The organism is Amycolatopsis sp. NPDC089917 (assembly GCF_040684635.1).
Taxonomy (GTDB): Bacteria; Actinomycetota; Actinomycetes; order Mycobacteriales; family Pseudonocardiaceae; genus Amycolatopsis.
Genome location: NZ_JBFBGL010000032.1, coordinates 69314 through 88902 on the forward strand (window position 1 = coordinate 69314; position 19589 = coordinate 88902).

Annotated in this window: 18 protein-coding genes and 1 tRNA gene; 9 read left to right on the forward strand and 10 right to left on the reverse strand. The window is 68.8% G+C overall.

Annotated elements, in window-relative coordinates; translation table 11 throughout:
• Positions 1–69 precede the first annotated feature (69 nt).
• Positions 70–708 carry a nicotinamide mononucleotide transporter family protein gene (locus AB0N89_RS23460; protein ID WP_364207720.1) on the forward strand — a complete coding sequence of 213 codons (639 nt, stop codon included), beginning with the start codon at positions 70–72 and terminating at the stop codon, positions 706–708.
• Here AB0N89_RS23460 and AB0N89_RS23465 read toward each other — a convergent pair.
• Complete coding sequence (locus AB0N89_RS23465) at positions 705–1916, reverse strand: alpha-hydroxy acid oxidase (protein WP_364207722.1); 1212 nt, start codon at positions 1914–1916, stop codon at positions 705–707. The genes AB0N89_RS23460 and AB0N89_RS23465 overlap by 4 nt on opposite strands.
• Positions 1917–2041: 125 nt before the next feature.
• The gene (aceE, locus tag AB0N89_RS23470) at positions 2042–4837 is read right to left on the reverse strand and encodes a pyruvate dehydrogenase (acetyl-transferring), homodimeric type (RefSeq protein ID WP_364207724.1); all 2796 of its coding nucleotides are present in this window, start codon (positions 4835–4837) and stop codon (positions 2042–2044) included.
• A 401-nt stretch (positions 4838–5238) separates the two neighbouring features.
• Between aceE and AB0N89_RS23475 the strand changes: the two genes are divergently transcribed.
• The 4 genes from AB0N89_RS23475 to AB0N89_RS23490 all read left to right on the forward strand — a co-directional run bounded on the left by AB0N89_RS23475 (position 5239) and on the right by AB0N89_RS23490 (position 7323).
• Positions 5239–5667: a DUF3052 domain-containing protein gene (locus tag AB0N89_RS23475; RefSeq protein ID WP_005164955.1), complete on the forward strand. Its 429-nt coding sequence runs from the start codon at positions 5239–5241 to the stop codon at positions 5665–5667.
• A gap of 76 nt (positions 5668–5743) precedes the next feature.
• Positions 5744–6205: a peroxiredoxin gene (locus AB0N89_RS23480; RefSeq protein ID WP_364207727.1), complete on the forward strand. Its 462-nt coding sequence runs from the start codon at positions 5744–5746 to the stop codon at positions 6203–6205.
• Positions 6206–6244: 39 nt separating this feature from the next.
• Positions 6245–6316 (forward strand) — tRNA-Val (locus AB0N89_RS23485).
• Positions 6317–6363: 47 nt separating this feature from the next.
• Positions 6364–7323, forward strand: coding sequence for a GNAT family N-acetyltransferase (locus AB0N89_RS23490; protein ID WP_364207730.1), 960 nt, complete (start codon positions 6364–6366; stop codon positions 7321–7323).
• A gap of 372 nt (positions 7324–7695) precedes the next feature.
• On the opposite strand, the gene AB0N89_RS23495 is transcribed toward AB0N89_RS23490, so the two are convergent.
• Positions 7696–8199, reverse strand: coding sequence for a carboxymuconolactone decarboxylase family protein (locus tag AB0N89_RS23495; RefSeq protein WP_364207732.1), 504 nt, complete (start codon positions 8197–8199; stop codon positions 7696–7698).
• 14 nt (positions 8200–8213) lie between these two features.
• On the opposite strand from AB0N89_RS23495, the gene AB0N89_RS23500 reads away from it, so the two are divergent.
• Positions 8214–8732: a MarR family transcriptional regulator gene (locus AB0N89_RS23500; RefSeq protein ID WP_364207734.1), complete on the forward strand. Its 519-nt coding sequence runs from the start codon at positions 8214–8216 to the stop codon at positions 8730–8732.
• A 14-nt stretch (positions 8733–8746) separates the two neighbouring features.
• Here the strand turns inward: AB0N89_RS23500 and AB0N89_RS23505 are convergent, their stop codons facing one another.
• Positions 8747–10243, reverse strand: a complete 1497-nt coding sequence (locus AB0N89_RS23505; protein ID WP_364207736.1) for an AMP-binding protein — start codon at positions 10241–10243, stop codon at positions 8747–8749.
• Positions 10240–10860, reverse strand: a complete 621-nt coding sequence (locus tag AB0N89_RS23510; RefSeq protein WP_364207738.1) for a TetR/AcrR family transcriptional regulator — start codon at positions 10858–10860, stop codon at positions 10240–10242. The genes AB0N89_RS23505 and AB0N89_RS23510 overlap by 4 nt, the downstream gene beginning before the upstream one ends.
• Positions 10861–10922: 62 nt before the next feature.
• Between AB0N89_RS23510 and AB0N89_RS23515 the strand changes: the two genes are divergently transcribed.
• Positions 10923–11414, forward strand: a complete 492-nt coding sequence (locus tag AB0N89_RS23515; RefSeq protein ID WP_364207740.1) for a DUF1453 domain-containing protein — start codon at positions 10923–10925, stop codon at positions 11412–11414.
• Here AB0N89_RS23515 and AB0N89_RS23520 read toward each other — a convergent pair.
• Positions 11411–12589 carry an aminotransferase class V-fold PLP-dependent enzyme gene (locus AB0N89_RS23520; protein ID WP_364207742.1) on the reverse strand — a complete coding sequence of 393 codons (1179 nt, stop codon included), beginning with the start codon at positions 12587–12589 and terminating at the stop codon, positions 11411–11413. The genes AB0N89_RS23515 and AB0N89_RS23520 overlap by 4 nt on opposite strands.
• Before the next feature lie 46 nt (positions 12590–12635).
• Here AB0N89_RS23520 and AB0N89_RS23525 point away from each other — a divergent pair, with 46 nt between their 5' ends.
• Together AB0N89_RS23525 and AB0N89_RS23530 are read left to right on the forward strand one after the other, a co-directional pair.
• Positions 12636–13265, forward strand: a complete 630-nt coding sequence (locus AB0N89_RS23525; protein ID WP_364207744.1) for a GntR family transcriptional regulator — start codon at positions 12636–12638, stop codon at positions 13263–13265.
• A gap of 4 nt (positions 13266–13269) precedes the next feature.
• Positions 13270–14031: a metallophosphoesterase gene (locus AB0N89_RS23530; RefSeq protein ID WP_364207746.1), complete on the forward strand. Its 762-nt coding sequence runs from the start codon at positions 13270–13272 to the stop codon at positions 14029–14031.
• Here AB0N89_RS23530 and AB0N89_RS23535 read toward each other — a convergent pair.
• From AB0N89_RS23535 to AB0N89_RS23550, 4 genes are all read right to left on the reverse strand, one after another.
• Positions 14028–15650: a CocE/NonD family hydrolase gene (locus AB0N89_RS23535; protein WP_364207748.1), complete on the reverse strand. Its 1623-nt coding sequence runs from the start codon at positions 15648–15650 to the stop codon at positions 14028–14030. The genes AB0N89_RS23530 and AB0N89_RS23535 overlap by 4 nt on opposite strands.
• A gap of 148 nt (positions 15651–15798) precedes the next feature.
• Positions 15799–17187: an aspartate ammonia-lyase gene (aspA, locus tag AB0N89_RS23540; RefSeq protein ID WP_364207750.1), complete on the reverse strand. Its 1389-nt coding sequence runs from the start codon at positions 17185–17187 to the stop codon at positions 15799–15801.
• A gap of 11 nt (positions 17188–17198) precedes the next feature.
• On the reverse strand, positions 17199–18152 hold the full coding sequence (locus tag AB0N89_RS23545; RefSeq protein WP_364207752.1) for an asparaginase: 954 nt from the start codon (positions 18150–18152) through the stop codon (positions 17199–17201).
• On the reverse strand, positions 18149–19588 hold the full coding sequence (locus AB0N89_RS23550; protein WP_364207754.1) for an amino acid permease: 1440 nt from the start codon (positions 19586–19588) through the stop codon (positions 18149–18151). Before AB0N89_RS23550 ends, AB0N89_RS23545 begins: the two co-directional genes overlap by 4 nt.
• Position 19589 lies beyond the last annotated feature (1 nt).

The window sequence follows — 19589 nt, forward strand, 5'->3', positions numbered from 1 at the left end:
CCTCACACTCTCTAGGGAATGGCGCCGGAACGGAGCATGTTGGAGCGGTAGACGGAGAGGGGTGCGGACGTGGACTTCCTGCTGCACAACGGTGTCACGGTGCTCGGACAGTGGATCTCCTTCGCCGAGCTGGCGGGGCAGATCTTCGCGCTGGCCGTGGTCTTCCTGGCGCAACGCCGGACGCTGTGGACCTGGCCGGTCCAGGTCGGCGCCACCGTGCTGTTGTTCTCGGTCTACCTCTCCGCGCACCTCGGCGGGCTCGCGACCAGGCAGATCGCGATCCTCGCCATCTCGATCTACGGCTGGTGGGCGTGGTCCCGCCGCAGCGACCCGGTCTACGGCGTCGTCGTCCGCAAGGGCCGTCTCGGCGAGCGCCTGGCGATGCTCGGCGCGTTCGCGATCGGCACCACCGCGATGGCGTTGGTCCTCGAAGCGCTGAACGCCTCGTGGGCGCCCTGGCCGGACGCCGCGATCTTCGTCGGCACGCTGGTCGCCTTCGCCGCGCAGGGCGCGGGTCTCGTCGAGTTCTGGCTGGTGTGGCTGGTCGTCGACGCGATCGGCGTGCCGCTGCAGCTCTCTTCGGGCCTGTACTTCTCCGCGGCGGTCTACATCGTGTTCGCCGGGCTGGTCGTCCACGGCTGGTGGAGCTGGAACCGGACGGCGAAGCAGGTCCGCACCGCGCCGTCCGGGGTCTCCGCCGCGGCCTAGCGCATGGTGGCGTGCGAGGGCTTCAGGTCGGCGAGGGTGCGGACGCCCAGCAGCTGCATCGTCCGGGTCATCTCGGCGCGCAGGATGTCCACGCACCGCTGGACCCCGCGCTCGCCCCCGGCCATCAGGCCGTAGAGGAACGCGCGCCCGATGAGCACCGCGTCGGCGCCGCGCGCGATCGCGGCCACGATGTCGCCGCCGGAGAGGATGCCGGTGTCGACCCACACCTCCGCGTCGCCCTGGATCTCGTCGAGCACCGCGGGCAGCAGCTCGATCGGCGTCGGCGCGCGGTCGAGCTGGCGGCCGCCGTGGTTGGACAGCAGCACCGCGTCGGCGCCGTGCTTGACCACGTCACGCGCGTCGTCGACGTTCTGGATCCCCTTGACCACGAGCTTGCCCGGCCAGGTCTGGCGGACCCAGTCGAGGTCGTCGAAGTTCAGGGTCGGGTCGAAGAGCTGGTTGAGCAGTTCGGCGACCGTGCCGTCGAACTGGCTCAGCGACGCGAAGGTCAGCGGTTCGGTGGTCAGCAGGTTGAACCACCACGACGGGTGCAGCGCCCCGTCGACGAAGGTCTTGAGGGTGAGCGCGGGCGGGATGGTCAGCCCGTTGCGGACGTCGCGCAGCCGCGCGCCGGCGACCGGGGTGTCCACCGTGAGCATGAGGGTGTCGAAACCGGCGGCCCACGCGCGATTCATCAGATCTTCGCCCGCTTTGTGGTCACGCCAGACGTAGAGCTGGAACCACTTGCGGGCCTCGGGCGCGGCCTCCGCGAGGTCTTCGATCGACGTCGTCGCCATCGTCGACAGCCCCATCGGGATGCCGTTGCGCTGCGCGACGCGGGCCACCGCGGACTCGCCCTCGTGGTTCATCATCCGGGTGAACCCGGTCGGCGCGAACGCGAACGGCAGCGCCGAACGCTTGCCGAGGATCTCCTTGCTCGTGTCCACATCGGACACGCCGCGCAGGACGTTCGGGTGGAATTCCACGCTGCGGAAGGCCTGCCGGGCGCGGCGGAGGCTGTCCTCCAGTTCCGCGGCGCCGTCGGTGTAGTCGAACGCGGCGCGCGGCGTCCGCTTGCGGGCGAGCATCCGCAGGTCGGCGATCGTGTGCGCGGTCGCCAGCCGCCGGTCGGTCGGGTTGAGCACGATCGGCTTCGGCCGCAGGATCTGCTTCAGCTCACTCGGCTTCGGCAGTCGACGCTTGGTCACTCTCGCTCACCCTTTCCCGCTTCACCGCAAACATCCGATGTCTTAGCCTAACCCGTCCGGTCCTGGACGCGATGAACGGTCCGTTCCTTGCGAAATTCGCAAGGAACGGACCGTTCATGGCATCGCTAGGCGCTACCCGAGTCCGACAACTGCGGACCCGCGGCGGAGACGTCGTCGAGGCGGTACTTGCGCGCCGCCTCCGCGGCCTTCGACCGGTCGACCTCGCCGCGCTTGGCCAGCGCGCTCAGCGTGCCGACCACGATCGACTGCGCGTCGACCAGGAACTTCCGCCGGGCGGCGGGGCGGGTGTCGGAGAAGCCGAACCCGTCGGTGCCCAGCGTCAGCATGTCGGTCGGCACCCACGGGCGGATGAGGTCCGGCACGGCCCGCATCCAGTCCGAAACCGCGACGACCGGCCCGTTCACGCCGGACAGCTTCTGCGTGATGTACGGCACACGCGGGGAGTCGCCCGGGTGGAGCAGGTTGTCGTGGTCGGCCTCGACGGCCTCGCGCCGCAGCTCGGTCCACGACGTCGCCGACCACACGGCCGCGCGCACGCCCCACTCCTCGGCGAGCATCTGCTGCGCCCGCAGCGCGTCCGGCATGGTGACGCCGGACACCAGGATCTGGGCCTCCGGACCGTCGCCAGACGGGGCGTCCGCGTACTTGTAGAGACCCTTGAGCAGGCCGTCGACGTCGAGGTTCTCCGGCTCGGCGGGCTGTTGGTAGGGCTCGTTGTAGATCGTCATGTAGTAGAAGATGTTCTCGCCGTTGCCGTCCGGCCCGGTCTCGCCGTACATCCGGCGAAGACCATCCCGCACGATGTGGGCGATCTCGAACGACCAGGCCGCGTCGTAGGCCACGACGGCGGGGTTGGTCGCCGCCAGCAGCAGCGAGTGCCCGTCCGCGTGCTGGAGGCCCTCACCGGTCAGCGTGGTGCGGCCGGCGGTGGCGCCGAGCACGAACCCGCGGGCCATCTGGTCGGCCGCGGCGTAGAGGCCGTCACCGGTCCGCTGGAACCCGAACATCGAGTAGAAGATGTAGATCGGGATCATCGGCTCGCCGTGCGTGGCGTACGAGGTGCCGACGGCGGTGAACGACGCGGTGGACCCCGCCTCGTTGATGCCCTCGTGCAGGATGACGCCCTTTTCGGACTCCTTGTAGGCCAGCATCAGGCTCGCGTCGACCGACGTGTAGGTCTGGCCGTGCGGGTTGTAGATCTTGGCCGTCGGGAACATCGAGTCGAGACCGAAGGTGCGCGCCTCGTCCGGGATGATCGGGACGATCCGCTTGCCGATCTCGGAGTCCTTCGCCAGCTCGCGGACGAGCCGGACGAACGCCATCGTGGTGGCGACCTCCTGCTTGCCCGAGCCCTTGCGGATGCCTTCGTAGACCTTGTCGCCCGGCAGTACGAGCGCCTTCGAGGCCTTCGGGCGACGCTCCGGCAGGAAACCGCCCAGCGCCTTGCGGCGGCCGAGCATGTACTCGATCTCCGCCGAGTCCTTGCCCGGGTGGTAGTACGGCGGCAGCTTCGGGTCGCGCTCGAGTTCCTCGTCGCTGATCGGGATGCGCTGGGCGTCCCGGAACAGCTTCAGGTCGTCGAGGGTGAGCTTCTTCATCTGGTGCGTGGCGTTGCGGCCCTCGAAGGACGGGCCGAGGCCGTAACCCTTGATGGTGTGGGCCAGGATCACCGTCGGCTGGCCGTGGTGCTCCAGCGACGACTTGTAGGCCGCGTAGACCTTGCGGTAGTCGTGCCCGCCGCGCTTGAGGTTCCAGACGTCGGCGTCGGTGAGGTCCTTGACCAGTTCCTTGGTCCGCGGGTCGCGGCCGAAGAAGTGCTCGCGGACGAAGGCGCCGTCGTTGGCCTTGTACGTCTGGAAGTCGCCGTCCGGCGTGGTGTTCATGAGGTTGACCAGGGCGCCGTCACGGTCCGCGTGCAGCAGCGAGTCCCACTCGCGGCCCCAGATGACCTTGATGACGTTCCAGCCGGCGCCGCGGAAGTACGACTCCAGCTCCTGGATGATCTTGCCGTTGCCGCGCACCGGGCCGTCGAGCCGCTGCAGGTTGCAGTTGATCACGAAGGTCAGGTTGTCGAGGCCCTCGCCCGCGGCCACGTGGATGAGACCGCGCGATTCCGGCTCGTCCATCTCGCCGTCGCCGAGGAACGCCCAGACGTGCTGGTCGCTGGTGTCCTTGATGCCGCGGTCGCGCAGGTAGCGGTTGAAGCGGGCCTGGTAGATCGCGTTCATCGGGCCGAGGCCCATGGACACGGTCGGGTTTTCCCAGAACTCCGGCATCAGCCGCGGGTGCGGGTACGACGGCAGGCCGCCACCCTCGCCGGCGTGCGAGAACTCCTGACGGAACCCGTCCATCTGGTTCTCGGTCAGCCTGCCCTCGAGGAAGGCGCGGGCGTAGATGCCGGGGGAGGCGTGACCCTGGATGAAGATCTGGTCGCCGCCGCCGGAGTGGTCCTTGCCGCGGAAGAAGTGGTTGAAGCCCACTTCGTACAGCGCGGCGGACGAGCCGTAGGTCGAGATGTGCCCGCCGACGCCGACGCCGGGACGCTGCGCGCGGTGCACCATGATCGCGGCGTTCCACCGGATGTACGCGCGGTAACGGCGCTCGATCTCCTCGTCACCGGGGAACCAGGGTTCGTTCTCGGTGGGGATGGTGTTCACGTAGTCCGTCGACGTCAGCGCCGGGACGCCGACGTGGCGTTCCCTGGCCCGCTCGAGGATGCGCAGCATCAGGTACCGGGCGCGCTGCTGACCACCCCTGGCCAGCGCCTCGTCGAAGGAGTCCAGCCATTCGGCGGTCTCCTCCGGGTCGATGTCGGGCAGGTGCGCCGCCAATCCGTCACGGATGACGCGGACGCGTGCCGGGGTCTCCTTGCCGGAGGCGCCGTCGTTCTGCGGGGCCAAGGGGTCTCCTTGCGAAAGGTGGTAGCTGGTTGTGCTCGTACTCGGGGTGTTCGCGGTCCATCGTCGTCCTCCGGTTCCGTTCGCGTCACCGCTACTGATCGGTAACGTCCACGGACCCGATTGCGACACAGCTCGCACGCGCCTGTACTCGCGCGCGCGTTTTCTCTCCCACCCTAAAGCAGGGCGTTCGGGGGTGCCCAAGCGCGCCCGGATTGACCCTTCGAGAGTGGGCTGAATGTCCGTATGCCGCGACACGAGTTGTTCAAGATCCGGTGTGGACGGTTGCGCGGATCGCTTCACCAGTGTTCGCTAACGGGCATCGTGTACCCGAGTGTGGTGCCCGCCCGGTCGAAACCGGCCGAGCGACACCACGCTCCGTCGTAGTTGGAGGAGTGACAGCAGTGGTCGCCGCGGGAGACGCTGATCAGAGCAGCGTCGCCGAAAGGCTCGGGATCAAGCCGGACATGGTGGTCCAGGAGATCGGCTGGGACGAGGACGTCGACGACGACCTTCGTGCGGCGATCGAGGAACAGATCGGCGGCGACATCCTCGACGAGGACGCCGACGAGGTCATCGACGTGGTGCTGCTGTGGTGGCGCGAGGACGACGGTGATCTCGGGGACACGCTGATCGAGGTCCGGACCCCCTTGAACGAGAACGGCGTGATCTGGGTGCTGACCCCCAAGACGGGGCAGCCAGGGCATGTCGAGCCGAGCGAGATCGCCGAAGCGGTGCCGCAGGTGGGGTTGGCCCAGACGGCCAACATCAGCGCCGGTCCCAAGTGGGCGGGCACCCGGCTGGTGTCGCCGAAGTCGAAGACCAAGCGGTGACCCGGGGAGCCGCGCGATCGACACGATAGGGTTGTCGTCGCAGGCCCCTGTTCGCTCTTGAGAGGAAACCGCCGGTATGACCGTCGAGGTCGGATCGCAAGCCCCGGACTTCACGCTCAACGACTACAACAAGCAGGCCGTGAAGCTGTCGTCCTTCCAGGGCGAGAAGCCGGTCTTGCTGGTGTTCTACCCGTTCGCGTTCAGCGGTATCTGCACCGGCGAGCTGTGCCAGCTCCGGGACGAGTTCGCGGACTACGACGGCAACGGCGTCCAGGTCATCGGCGTGTCCGTGGACACCCCGTTCTCGCTCAAGGCGTGGGCCGAGCAGGAGGGCTACCAGTTCCCGCTGCTCTCGGACTTCTGGCCGCACGGTGAGGTCGCGAAGGCCTACGGCGTCTTCAACGAGGCGGCCGGCCTGGCCACCCGCGGCACCTTCCTGATCGACAAGGAAGGCGTCGTGCGGTTCGCCGAGGTCAACCAGCCCGGCGAGGCGCGCGACCAGCAGGCGTGGAAGAAGGCCGTGGCCTCGCTGGCCTGAGTCTTCACCGGTGGCACCCGTGCGCGGGTGCCACCTCCCGGGCGCATAGCTCAGCGGGAGAGCACTCGGTTTACACCCGAGCGGTCGTAGGTTCGATCCCTACTGCGCCCACCGAAAACCCGGCGACAGCCCGCCCTCGTGGCGCTACTTTCAGCCGCATGCACGACCTGACGTGGCGGCCGCTCACCCGTGAGGACGCCGAGGCGTCCGCCGACCTCCTCAACGCCGTGGAGGCCGTCGACGGGATCGGCGAGAACTACACGGCGGAGGACACCCTCCAGGAGCTGATCGATCCGTACGCGGACTTGGAGCGCGCGAGTCTCGCGGTCTTCGACGGCGACGTGATGGCCGGCTACATGAAGATCCGCTTCAAGCCGTCCGCGGAAGAAGTCCATCGGGTGTTCCTCGACGGCGGGGTCCATCCCGCGTATCGCCGCCGGGGCATCGGCGGCGCGCTCGTCGACGCGGGAGTGGCGGCGGCCGAGGTGGTGCACGCGCTGCATCACCCGGATTCGAAGCTCGTGATGGACGTCAACCGGCCCGAACGCATCGCCGGGCTGGCCGAGCTCGTCCGGTCCCGGGGGTTCGTGCCGGTGCGCTACTTCCAGCGGATGGAGCACACTCTCGGCCTTGTCGACGGTCCGGTGATCCTCGACGGGTTCTCGGTCGAGCCGTGGTCGGAGCGGAACGACGAGGACTTCCGCGCGGTCCGGAACGAGGCGTACCGGGACTACTGGGGCGCGGTGCCGATGCCCGCCGATCTCTGGCGGAACAAGATCATCAACCAGACCTTCCGGCCCGAGGCCAGCTTCCTGCTCCGGGAGGAGGCGACGGGTGCCGCGGTGGGGGTGCTGGTGACCCTGTGGTGGGAGGCCGACACGGAGGCCACCGGTGTCCGCGACGCGCATTTCATGGTGATCGGGACGCTTCGGGAGTACCGGCGGCGGGGTGTCGCCGGTGCGTTGATGGGACACGCGCTGCGGGCCGCCGTCGATCAGGGTTACGACAGCGCCAGCTTGAACGTGGACTCGGCGGATCCGTCCGGAGCGTTCGGGGTCTTCGAGAAGGCCGGCTTCGTGCCGAAGATGCGCTTCGTGCGGTGGGCCCTGGAGGCCTGACCCCTCAGGCGGATGCCGCAGTCCGTGAAGGCCTCCTTGAGGGACTCAGAGTCCCTCAAGGAGGCCTTCACGGACTTCAAGCAGAGCTCGCCGCAAGTAGGTGACGAATTGCGGGGGAGACACGTGAAGGCCCCCTTCACTCGGCTGAACCGAGGGAAGGGGGCCTTCGCGTACCCCCACTCCAGTGGAACGTCTCGGGTTTTGGCGGTCTGGTCTGCCCCCTCGGCAGGCCAGACCGCCGGTCGCGCGCTTCGCCGCGGGTGGCGAAATTTCGGCTGCACAAGAGAGGAGGCGGTCGGGACTGCCCAGATACATCAAGATCGGCGGCCATTGGAGTGATATCGGTCCGTGGCGGGCGATCACGCGAAGCGACTACGCGCGGGTGAGCCTGTTCGCCAGCGTCGACATCGTGTAGGTCCCGATGCCCATGACGACTTCGAGGGCGTTCCGCTCGGTGAATCCGTGCCCGAGGAACACCCGCAGCGTCTCGTCGTCCACGCCGCCGGCGGTTTCGAGCACTGTCAGCGTGAACTGCCGGACGGCCTCCAGGCGGGTATCGGGCACCGGCTCCCGCGAGCGAAGCGCCGCGATGACGTCGTCGTCCGCGTGATGGGCCTTCAGCTTGCCGGTGTGCATCTCGATGCACACCTCGCAGCCGTTGCGCGTCGCCACGGTCATCACGATGGTCTCCCGCGCGAGGGGGTCGAGCGTGGTCTTCTCGAAGCTCGCGCTGAGCTTCAGGAACCCGTCGAGCAGTTCCGGTGACGACGCCAGCCGGGCGACGGCGGTGGGGAGGTGCCCCAGCTTCCGGATGGTCGCCTCCATCGAGCGACGCGAACCTTCGGGCGCGGTTTCGACGGTGTGGTCGGTGAACAAGACAGCCCCTTAAGATGGTCAACGTGGTTGACGAAAAGGTAAACCAGGTTGTCGAACCTGGCAAGCAGGTCTCCGACCCACCCGGGTTCGAGCTGCCGCTGCTGCTGTTCGCGGGCTTCCGCTCGATCATCGACCGGCTGCACGCCGAGCTGGCCGAGCAGGGGCATCCCGACGTCCGTCCGGCGTATGGCTTCGCCCTGCAGGCGATCGGCCTCGGCGGCGCGACGGCGAGCGAGATCGGGCGGCGGCTCGGGGTCAGCAAGCAGGCGGCGGGCAAGACCGTCGACAAACTGGAGCAGCTCGGGTACGTCGAACGCGCCGACGACCCGGCCGACGCGCGGCGCAAGGTCGTGCGGCTCACCGGCCGGGGGATCGACTCGCTCCGCCGGTCCGCGGCGATCTTCGAAAGACTGCGCGAGGACTGGGTCGGCGCGCTGGGCGCGGACCGGGTTCGCGCGCTCGAAACCGACCTGCGCGTGATGGCGCCGGCGGAGGGCTTCCGGCTCGACGTCGCGGGCTGGTTCGGGGCTTAGAGCGGGCGACAGGGTCAGGGCGTCCGAAGCGTCCGCCGCAGCATCTTCCCGCTCTCCGTCCGCGGCAGCCGTTCCCGGAAGTCGAACCGGCGCGGTGTCTTGAACCCGGCGAGCTCCGCCCGGCAATGCTCTTCGAGCCGCTTCGCCAGCTCGGAGTCCCCGGCGACCCCCTCGACCGGTTGCACGACGGCGACGACCCGTTGGCCCCACTCGGGATCCGGTTCCCCGATCACCGCGACATCGGCGACGTCGGGATGGCTCAGCAGCCGCGCCTCGATCTCGGCGGGATAGATGTTCACGCCGCCGGAAAGGATGAGATCCGTCCGCCGGTCGCACAGGAACACCCGGCCCGCGGCGTCGAGGTAAGCCACGTCCCCCACGGTGACGAACTCGCCGGAGCGCGCGGCCGCCGTCTTGTCCGGATCCTCGTGGTAGTCGAATTTCGTGTGCGCGGAACTGAAGTAGAGCGTGCCGGTCTCGCCCGCGGGGAGCTCCCTGCCGTCGTCGTCCAGGACCTTGATCCGCACGCCGTCCAGCGGCTCGCCGACGGTGCCCGGCTCGGCGAGCCAATCGCGGGCGTGCACCGCCGTGATCAGTCCCTCGGACGCGCCGTAGTACTCGTGGACCACCGGTCCGAGCCAGGCGATCATCCGCTCCTTGACCTCCCGCGGGCACGGCGCGGCGCCGTGGATCACCGAGACCAGGCTCGAAAGGCCGTAGCGCGCACGGACGTCGTCAGGCAGCCGCAGCATGCGGTGGAACATGGTCGGCACCAGATGCGTGCTCGTCACGCGGTGTTTTTCCGTGAGCCGCAACGTTTCCTCGGCGTCGAACCGGTCCATCAGCACGAGCGTGTGCCCGAGATGCAGGATCGCGGTCGAGAACATGCCGGGCGCCGCGTGGTAGAGCGGGCAGGCGACGAGGTGCACGCCGTGCCCCGCCGGGACGTCCAGGCGTTCGAGGACGTTCGCGTGGATCGGGTGCAGCGCGGGCGGCCGTCCGGACAGCGCACGCCGGACGCCTTTGGGGCGTCCCGTGGTCCCGGACGTGTAGAGCATCGTCTGGCCGGCGGTCCGGTGTTCCGGCGTCGCGGTGGGCAGGTCCGCGCCCCACGACGCGTAGTCCGGCCATCCCGGCGTGTCGCCGCGCGAGAACCGTTGCAGGCCCGCGAGTTCCGCGGTGCACGTGGCCGCGATGTCCGCGTCCGCGACGGCCACCTTGGCGCCGCTGTTGGCCGCGATGTAGGCGATTTCGCCCGGAGAGGAGCGGTAATTGACCGGCGTGAAGTACATCCCCGCCTGGAGGGTCGCCAGCAGCAGCTCGTAATAGGCGAGTCCATTGTGGATGATCGCGACGACGCCGTCGCCCTCGTGGAGGCCGAGTGCTCGCAAGGCGTGAGTCAGCTGGTTCGCGCGCGCCGACAATTCGCCGAAGGTGGTCTCGCGCCCGTCGACGTCGATCACCGCGACGCGGCCGGGATCCTGGGCGGCGATCTCGTAGAACGTGCTCATTCCGTCACCGTTTCGGGGCGTCGCAGGGTCTCCAGATGTCGTCGGAGCACGGTTTTCATCAGCTCCGGCGAGGTCCGGCCCGTCGACAGGGCGAGGCCGTCCAAGAGCGCTGCCAGCCGTTCGGTCTCGACGGCCAGGTCGAGATCCTCGAGCAGGCCGCCCGCCTCGTTCGCGCCGTCGAGCACCCGCCGGACGAGGGCGCGGACCCCCTCGTACATGCGGACGACCTCCTCGGCGAGATCCGGGCGGTTCTTCGCGGCGGCCGAGAACGCCAGCCAGACGTCGGTTTCGGCCCGGGTCTGCTCGGTGAGCGGGAGCAGTTCGCTGAGCAGCGCTTCGGTGATCTCCTGCCGGCGTGAGCGCGGTGTCCCGGGGTCGAGTAGATCGGGGAGGTGGCCCAGCAACCTCGCTTCGAGCCGGTCGCCGAGCGAGCGCATGGCGAACACGATCAGCTCGTCGTGACCGCGGAAGTAGTGCCGCACCGAGCCGATCGCGAGACCGGCCTCTTCGGCCACGCTTCTGAGCGACGCCTGCGCGAGCCCGTCCCGCTGGATCACACGGAAGACGGCTTCGGCTATCGACAGGCGGCGGGCCTCGGGGTCGACGATCTTGGGCATGTTGTCTTTATAGCACGGCCTTGCTATTTTATTTGGCACAGTCATGCTACTAAGGGAGGCTCATGAGGACGTGGTTGCTGATCGCGCTGGCGGTCGCCGCGGTGGTCGTGATCGTCGTGCGCAGGCTGCGCGGGGAACCGCTGGTCGCCCGCGACGTGTTCGGAGCGCCGGTGATCCTGGTCGCGATCGGGGTCTACGGCCTGGCCAAGCTCGACGTCTTCACCTTCACGGACGGCCTCTGGCTCGTACTGGGCTCCGCGGTCGGTTGCTGCCTTGGCGCGGTGCGCGCGACCACGACGAAACTGTTCGAGCGCGACGGCGTGCTCTGGCTGCGCTACACCGGCTGGACGTTCGGCGTCTGGGTGCTGTCGCTGCTGGTGAACTTCGGGATCGGTTTCCTGGCCACCTCGGCCGGGGCGCATCCCGACGCGCGGCCGGTGACGTTGTCGATCGGAGTCAGCCTGCTGGGGGAGGCTTTGGTGATCGGCAAGCGCGCGAAGACGACGGGGCTGCCCTTCGCCCCGTCGTCCGATTCGCTGCTTTCCCGCCGTTAAGCCAGTTTTCCGACTTCGTCGACCAGGAGGGCGATGTCGTCGTCCGTGTTGAAGTAGTGCACGGAAGACCGGACCATCGACGGCAGTCCGCGGTCGGCGAAGTCGAACTGGGCGGATGTCGCTTCCGTGACGCTCACGTTGATCTTCGCGGTCGCCAGATGCTCTTTCACTTCCTGTGACGGCGTTTTCGCCACGCTGAACGTGACGATCCCGCATTGGCGGACGCCCTGGTCGTGCACCTGGACGCCGGGGATCTCGCGGAGCGCGTCGCGCAGTTTCGCCGCGAGGGCGGCGACGCGGGCCTCGATGGCGGGCATGCCCCATTCGAGGGCGTAGTCGATCGCCGCGCCGAGACCGTGCAAGGCGGCGTGATCGCGTTCCCAGACCTCGAACATCTTCGCCGTCGAAGCGACTTCGTAGGTTTCCGGCGCGGTCCACGCCGCCGAGTGGAGGTCGAGCATCGCGGGCTCGACGCGCTCGCGCAGACGCGGGTGCGCGTACAGGAACCCGGTGCCGCGAGGCCCGCGCAGGTACTTGCGGCCGGTGACGCTGAGCGCGTCGCAGTTCAGGCGCGTGACGTCGAGGTCGATCTGGCCGGCGCTCTGGCACGCGTCCAGCAGGAACGGGATCCCGGCCTCCCGCGCGACCGCGCCGATCTCCTCGGCGGGGTTCACCAGCCCGCCCTGCGTGGGTACGTGGGAGACGGCGATCAGCTTGACGTCGCCGTCGACGCGGCGCTTCAGGTCCTCGACGTCCAGCTGTCCGGACTCGTCGTTGTCGACCACCTCGACGACGGCGCCGGTGCGCTTCGCGATCTGCAGGAAGGAGATGACGTTGCTCGCGTACTCCGACTTCGAGGTCAGGATCCGGTCGCCCGCGGCGAACGGAAGCGCGTAGAAGACCGCCTGCCAGGACCTGGTCGCGTTGTCGGTCAGCGCGATGTCGTCGGGCTCGGCGCCGACGAGCCGCGCGGCCGAGGCGTAGACGCCGTTCATCCGCTCCACGGTCGCCGCGGCCTGCTCGTATCCGCCGATCAGGGCTTCCTCGCGCAGGTAGCCCACGACGGTGTCGGTGACCCGCGCGGGTGGCAGCGACGACCCGGCGTTGTTGAGGTGGACCACTTCCGCGCAGCCCGGCGTCTCGACGCGAGCGCGGTTTACATCGAAGTCCGTCATGCCTAACTGAATACAGTACGGCCGAAGTGCATGCAATACTGTGCGGATGACGAGGAACCTGCTTCGGCGAGACCTCGCGGAGGAGATCACCGCCCGCGTGCTCGACGGCCGGATCGCCGCGGACAGCCGGATCAACGAGGTGCACCTCGCCCGCGAGCTGGGCGTCAGCCGGACACCGTTGCGCGAGGCGCTGATCGGGCTGGCCGATCGCGGCCTGCTCGTCTCGGCGCCCGGCCGCGGTTTCCTCGTGCCGCCGTTCGATCCGGAAGAGGCCCGGCGGCTGTACCCGCTCGTCGCGGAGCTGGAATCGCTCGCGTTGCGCTGGAGCTCGCCGCAGGATCTCGCCGGGCTCACCGGCGGTCTCGACCGGATCACCGCCGAGATGGCGGCGGAGCTCGACCGGCAGGGCGATCTGTCCACTTTGGATGATCGCTGGCACACGCTGCTGCTCTCGCGCTGCACGAATCCGCATCTGCTGCGCCTGATCGAGCAGACGAAGCCTCTGCTGAAGCGCTACGACGCCCGTTATTTCGGTGGCGTCGAACGTTCGCGGGAGAGTATCGATGAGCACTTGCGGATCGCCGAGGCGATCCGCGTCCCCGACCTCGCGACGGCAGCGGAGCTGCTCGTGCGGAACTGGGTGAAAACGTTGGCATATCTGGACGACATGGGGTGAAACGATGTTCGTGACGGCACATCTGAGCGACAACCATCTCGACGGCGGGGAACGCGCCGACGAGCGGACCGAACGGGTCATGCGCTACCTGGCGGGCCTGGTGACGCCGGTCGACGCGATCCTGGTGACCGGCGACATCGCCGATCACGGCACCGTCGAGGAGTACCGGCGCGCGGCCGAACTGTTCAAGACCGACGTCCCGCTCTTCACCTGCCCCGGAAACCACGACAAGCGCGGCCCGTTCCGGGAAGGGCTGCTCGGCCAGGCGCCGGACGACGGACCGGTCAACGCGGCGCACACCGTCGGCGACGTCACGTTCGTCATGGCCGACTCCAGCATCCCCGGCAAGCCGGACGGGCGGTTCGACGACGAGACCATGGCCTGGCTGGACGGCGTTCTCGCCGACGGGGACGGCCCCGCCTTCATCGCCTTCCACCACCCGCCGGTCGCGCTCGGTCTGCCGCTGGCGGACGCGATGCGCCAGTACGGCGAAGACAAATTGGCCGAAGTGCTCACTCGTCACCCGCGAGTGGTGGCCCTGCTCTGCGGGCACGTGCATGCCTCGGCGTCGACGACGTTCGCGGGCTTGCCGCTGCGGTCGGCGCCTTCGGTCGGGTCCAGCATCCTGTTCCCGTGGGAGGAGAACGGTCTCCGGCCCTGGGGAGAAGGCGGGCCGGTCGACTACGACCTGCCGCCGTCGCTGCTGTTCCACGTGCTGCACGACGACGGCAGGCTGACCACCCACCAGCGGGTGGTGCCGAACTAAGCCGAGAACACCGGCAGCGTGATCCTGGACGGGTGCGCGGGGTCGTGGAAGATCTCGAACCGCGCGGGTTTCCCGTCCACCGCGCTGAAAACCGGTTCGTCGGTGCCGTGGTTGCGGGCGAAGCGCGGGAACGCGCCGCCCGCGACCTGCAGCCGCAGGCGGTGCCCGCGCCGGAACCGGTAGGCGGTCGGATCGAGCCGGACCTCGGCCGCGACCACACCGTCCACATCGGACCCGGGGCTGCCGGGGCGCAGGCGGAGGACGCCGTCGGTGACGTTGCGGGAGACCCCGCGGCCGTCGACGTCGCACAGCCGGACGAAGACGTCGCCGTGCCCGAGGTCGGTCCGGACGTGCACCAGAGCGCTCACCTCGCCGATGACGTCGAGGTCGCGCTTCAGCACGTCACCGGTGAAGAGCAGCACGTCCGGGCGCGCTTCGACGTCCTTGTTGTCCTGCTGTTTCTGCACACCCGACAGCAGGGGACCGCCGACGGTCGGCGTCGGATCCGCCGGGTCGAAGGTGAACGTGCCCGGTTTCGACTCGACGGGCTCGGCGGGGGAAAGCCCACCGGGGCGCAGGAAGTACTGGGTGGCGTCGGACTTCGGCGGCCAGCTTTCGAAGTCCAGCCACCGTCCCGTTCCTTGGAGATAGAGGCGTACGGGCGCCTGCCTCAGCGGTGCGCGATCGCCGAGCAGATGCGCGGAGAGAAAGCCGATCTGGTCGGTGATCAGCGTCTTCAGGCTGGCGGGCTCGCCGTGCGCCCACGGCCCGATGGTGATCCGCGGCTCGCGGCCGGCGGCGGCGAGTTCCTTGAAGTCGCGCAGCTGGGCGGAGATGAACAGGTCGTACCATCCGGTCACCATGCTCACCGGCGTGGTCAGCCCGGCGACCTCGGCGCTGTGGTCCGACGGCGCCCAGAAGTCGTCACCCGGTTCTGCGTGCCCCGCGACGTCCTGCAGGAACCGCACCTGTTTCCCGATCGCCGCGACGTCGGCGCCGGAAACCGGCAGATGCGCCATGGCCCGTCGGGTCTTCTTCGTCTGCCAGGGGTTCGGCAGGCCGGCGAACCGGCCCTCCTGGCGGCCGATCAGCGACGACCACGAAACCATGTTGTCGACCGCGAGGATCCCGCCGGGATAGAAGGCCGAGACGAACTCCGACGCGGTGACACCGAGGCACAGCGCTTCGAGCGGCTCGTCGAGGTACGGCGCGACGGCCCATTGCGTGTGACCGAGGTAGCTCGCGCCCGCCATCGCGACCCGGCCGTCGCACCACGGCTGCTCGCGCAACCAGGCGACGGTGGCCAGGCCGTCCTCCTTCTCCAGGTGAAATGGCCGGAACTCGCCGCCGGAGCCGAAGGTCCCGCGGGTGCTCTGGAGGACCACCTGCAGCCCGTGCCGCGCGAACGTCTCGCCGAAGACCTTGCCCATCACGCCCTTGCGGCCGTACGGCGTGCGGATCAGCACGACGGGCCGCGGCTCGCCGCCCGGGACGGCGTAGCGGTCCGCCAGCAGCCGGACGCCGTCGGGCATCGGGACGGGGATCGCCTTGGTGACCGTGGGAGCGGGGCCTTCGGCCGGGGGAAGGCCGAGGTATCGGTCGAGAAGTCGGTCGAGCACGCCTGGGCCGCCTTTCGTGCGGATGATCACCTTCCACTTACGACCGTACCCGCATGTCATGAAAGTGGCTTTCAGGACGAAAAATGTCCTGAAAGCCACTTTCATGACACTGGCGCGGGGCAGACCGCCCGGTACCGCCCCGCTGGTCTCACGAAAGCCGCGCGAGCGTCTCCGGCTTCAGCAGCTTCGCCAGTTCTTCGGCAGGAAGAAGGCCCTTCTCGACGACGAGCTCCGCCACGCCGCGCCCGGTTTCGAGCGCTTCCTTGGCGATCTCGGTCGCCGCCGCGTACCCGATGCTCGGGTTCAGCGCGGTCACCAGTCCGATCGAGTTCTCGACGTAGCCCCGCATCACGTCGGCGTTCGCGGTGATCCCGGAGACGCATCGTTCCGCCAGCACCAGGCAGGCCGCCCGCAGATGCGTGATGCTCTCCGAAAGCGAGTGCAGGATCAGCGGCTCGAACGCGTTGAGCTGCAGCTGGCCCGCCTCGGCCGCCATCGTGACGGCGACGTCGTTCCCGATGACCTCGAACGCGACCTGGTTGACCACCTCGGGGATCACCGGGTTGATCTTCCCGGGCATTATCGACGACCCCGCCTGCACCGGCGGCAGGTTGATCTCGTTGAGCCCGGCCCGTGGCCCGGACGAAAGCAGCCGCAAGTCGTTGCAGCTCTTCGAAAGTTTCACCGCGATCCGCTTGAGCACACCGGAAAGGTGCACGAAAGCGCCGCAGTCCTGCGTCGCCTCGACGAGGTCGGCGGCGGTCACGACCGGCAGTCCGGTGATCTCGCGCAGGTGCGCGACGGCGGCTTCGGCGTATCCGGGCGCGGCGTTGAGGCCGGTGCCGATGGCGGTCGCGCCGAGGTTGATCTCGTGCAGCAGCGTCACCGCTTCGGTGAGCCGCAGCCGGTCTTCGCCGAGCATGACCGCGTAGGTGCCGAACTCCTGCCCCAGCGTCATCGGGACGGCGTCCTGCAACTGCGTGCGGCCCATCTTCAGCAGATCGTGGAACTCGACGGCCTTGGCCGCGAACGCCTGCTCCAGCACGACCATCGCCTCGGCCAGTTCCCGGACGGCGATGATCGTGGCGACGTTGACCGCCGTCGGGTACGCGTCGTTGGTCGACTGCCCGAGGTTCACGTGCTCGTTCGGGTGCACGCGGGCGTAGTCGCCCTTCTCGTGGCCGAGCAGTTCGAGCGCGCGGTTCGCGATGACCTCGTTGGCGTTCATGTTCGTCGAGGTGCCCGCGCCACCCTGGATGACGTCGACGACGAACTGGTCGTGCAGCGCGCCTTCCCGGATCTCGCCGCACGCCCGGCGGATCGCGTCGGCGACGTCCGGCTCCAGCAGTCCCAGATCGGCGTTCGCGCGGGCGGCCGCCTCCTTGACCGAGGCGAGCGCCTCGATCAGATGCGGGTACGCGGAGATCGCGGTGCCGGTGATGGGGAAGTTCTCCCTGGCGCGGGCGGTGTGCACGCCCCAGTAGGCGTCGGCCGGAACGTCCTTGTCTCCCAGCAGATCGTGTTCCACGCGGTGCATCGAAAGGCTCCTCAGGCGGCGAGGTGGTGTTCGGCCAGCGCGCCTGTCACGCGCAGACCGGGGGTCGGTTCCAGTGCGTCCTGCTCGACGCCGCACAGCGCGAGCGCGGCGGCGAGCACCGGCTTCCGTGCGCGGTCGCCACCGTCGGCGATCTTGATCGCGATCGCCGTGCCGTCCGGCAGGGCCGCGACCTGGACGGCTTCGAAACCGTCCTTGGCGATCAGGCCGGGCACCGCGCACATGAGCGCGGTGACGTCGCGACGGGTGCCGGCGACCAGCTCCGGATGCTTCCGGATCCCTTCGGCGACAAGGCTTTCCGGGCTTCCGGCGGAAGCGGCGGCGATCTTGCCGATCGCCCTGGCGAGCCCGCGCAGCGAGACCGCGAACAGGGGAGCGCCACAGCCGTCGACGGCGACCTTCGGGATCCGCTGCCCGGTCAGATCTTCGACGCACTCCGCGACAGCGCGCTGCAGCGGGTGTCCCGGGTCCAGATAGTCCTTCGTGGACCAGCCGTGCAGGCGGCAGGTCGCGAGCATCGCCGCGTGCTTGCCGGAACAGTTGTGCGCCAACCTCGAAGCGGGCCGCCCCGAGGCGATCCAGGCGTCACGCTCGACGGGGTCGAACGGCAGGTCTTCCGGCGTCCGCAGGTCTTCCTCGGTGAGCCCGGCGCTCTCAAGGGTCTTGAGCACCTCGGCGAGATGGATCTCCTCGCCCGAGTGGCTGGCCGCGCCGACGGCGAACCCGGCGGCGCTCAGCTCGACGCCGAGCCGCGCCATCGCCGTGGCCTGCAACGGTTTCGCCGCCGAACGCGGGTAGAACGCCGCCTCGATGTCACCGGTGGAGAACAGCACCCGGCCGTCCGGGGCGAGCACCACGGCCGAACCGTGGTGCACCCCCTCGACCATTCCGTCGCGGAGGAGGTGCACCAGCGGTTCGTGGGCGGGCACGCGGATCTCGGGGGTCACAGCTTCGTCTTTTCGAAGACGTCCATGTTGATCCGCTTGCGGACCCCGAACCAGCCCGCCACCAGCGCGAGCCCGATCACGGGCAGGCAGTACAGGGTGATCCGGCCGGTCTCGTCGAAGCCCATCAGTACGATGACCGCGGCGAGGAAGATCAGTGTCGCGATCTCGGTGTAGGGCGAGAACGGCAGACGGTACGACGGGCGTTCGACCTCGCCGAGTTTGGCCTTGCGCACGAACAGCAGATGCGAAAGCACGATGATCGCCCAGGTACCGAGGATGCCGATGGCGGCGAAGTTCAGCACGATCTCGAAGGCCTGGCTCGGCACGACGGCGTTCAGGCCGACACCGACCACGCAGACCGCGGAGGTGAGCAGGATCCCGCCGTAGGGCACGTGGTTCTTGTTCATCACGCCGGTGAACTTCGGCGCGGACCCGGCCAGCGACATGGACCGCAGGATGCGTCCGGTCGAGTAGAGACCCGAGTTCAGGCTGGACAGCGCCGCCGTCAGCACCACCAGGTTCATCACGTTGCCCGCCTGCGGCACCCCGACGTGCGAGAGCACGGTGACGAACGGGCTCTCGCTCTTCGAGTAGGAGCTCCACGGCATCAGCATCGCCAGCAGGACCACCGAGCCGACGTAGAAGATCCCGATCCGCCACATGATCGAGTTGATCGCCTTCGGCATGATCTTGCGCGGGTTCTCGGTCTCGCCGGCGGCGACGCCGACCAGTTCCACCGAGGCGTAGGCGAACACGACGCCCTGGATGATCAGCACCATCGGGAGCACGCCCGCGGGGAAGATGCCGCCGTGGTCGGACAGCAGCGAGAAGCCCGGGACCTGACCGTCGATCGGCTGCTGGGTGACCAGCAGGAAGATCCCGATCCCCATGAAGGTCACCAGCGCGGCGACCTTGATGATGGCGAACCAGAACTCCATCTCGCCGAACAGTTTCACCGACACCATGTTCAGCGCCAGCACCACCGCGAGCGCGATCAGCGCCAGCACCCACTGCGGGATCGGCGTGAAGAACGACCAGAAATGCGCGTACAGCGCGATCGCGGTGATGTCCGCGATCCCGGTCGTCGACCAGTTCAGGAAGTGCATCCAGCCCGCGACGAACGCGCCCTTCTCGCCCATGAATTCCCGGGCGTAGGAAACGAAGGCGCCGGAAGAGGGGCGGTACAGGATGAGTTCGCCGAGCGAGCGCACCACGAAGAACGCGAAAAGGCCGCAAACCGCGTACACGATCGCCAGGGCCGGGCCGGCCTGTGCGAGCCGTCCGCCCGCGCCGAGGAACAGGCCGGTGCCGATGGCGCCGCCGATCGCGATCATGTTGACGTGGCGGGGTTTCAGCGCTTTGTCGTAGCCGGCGTCACCGGCGTCGGCCGGCACCGGCGCGGATTTGCCGTCCGCGCTGAGGGTCTGTTCGGTCACG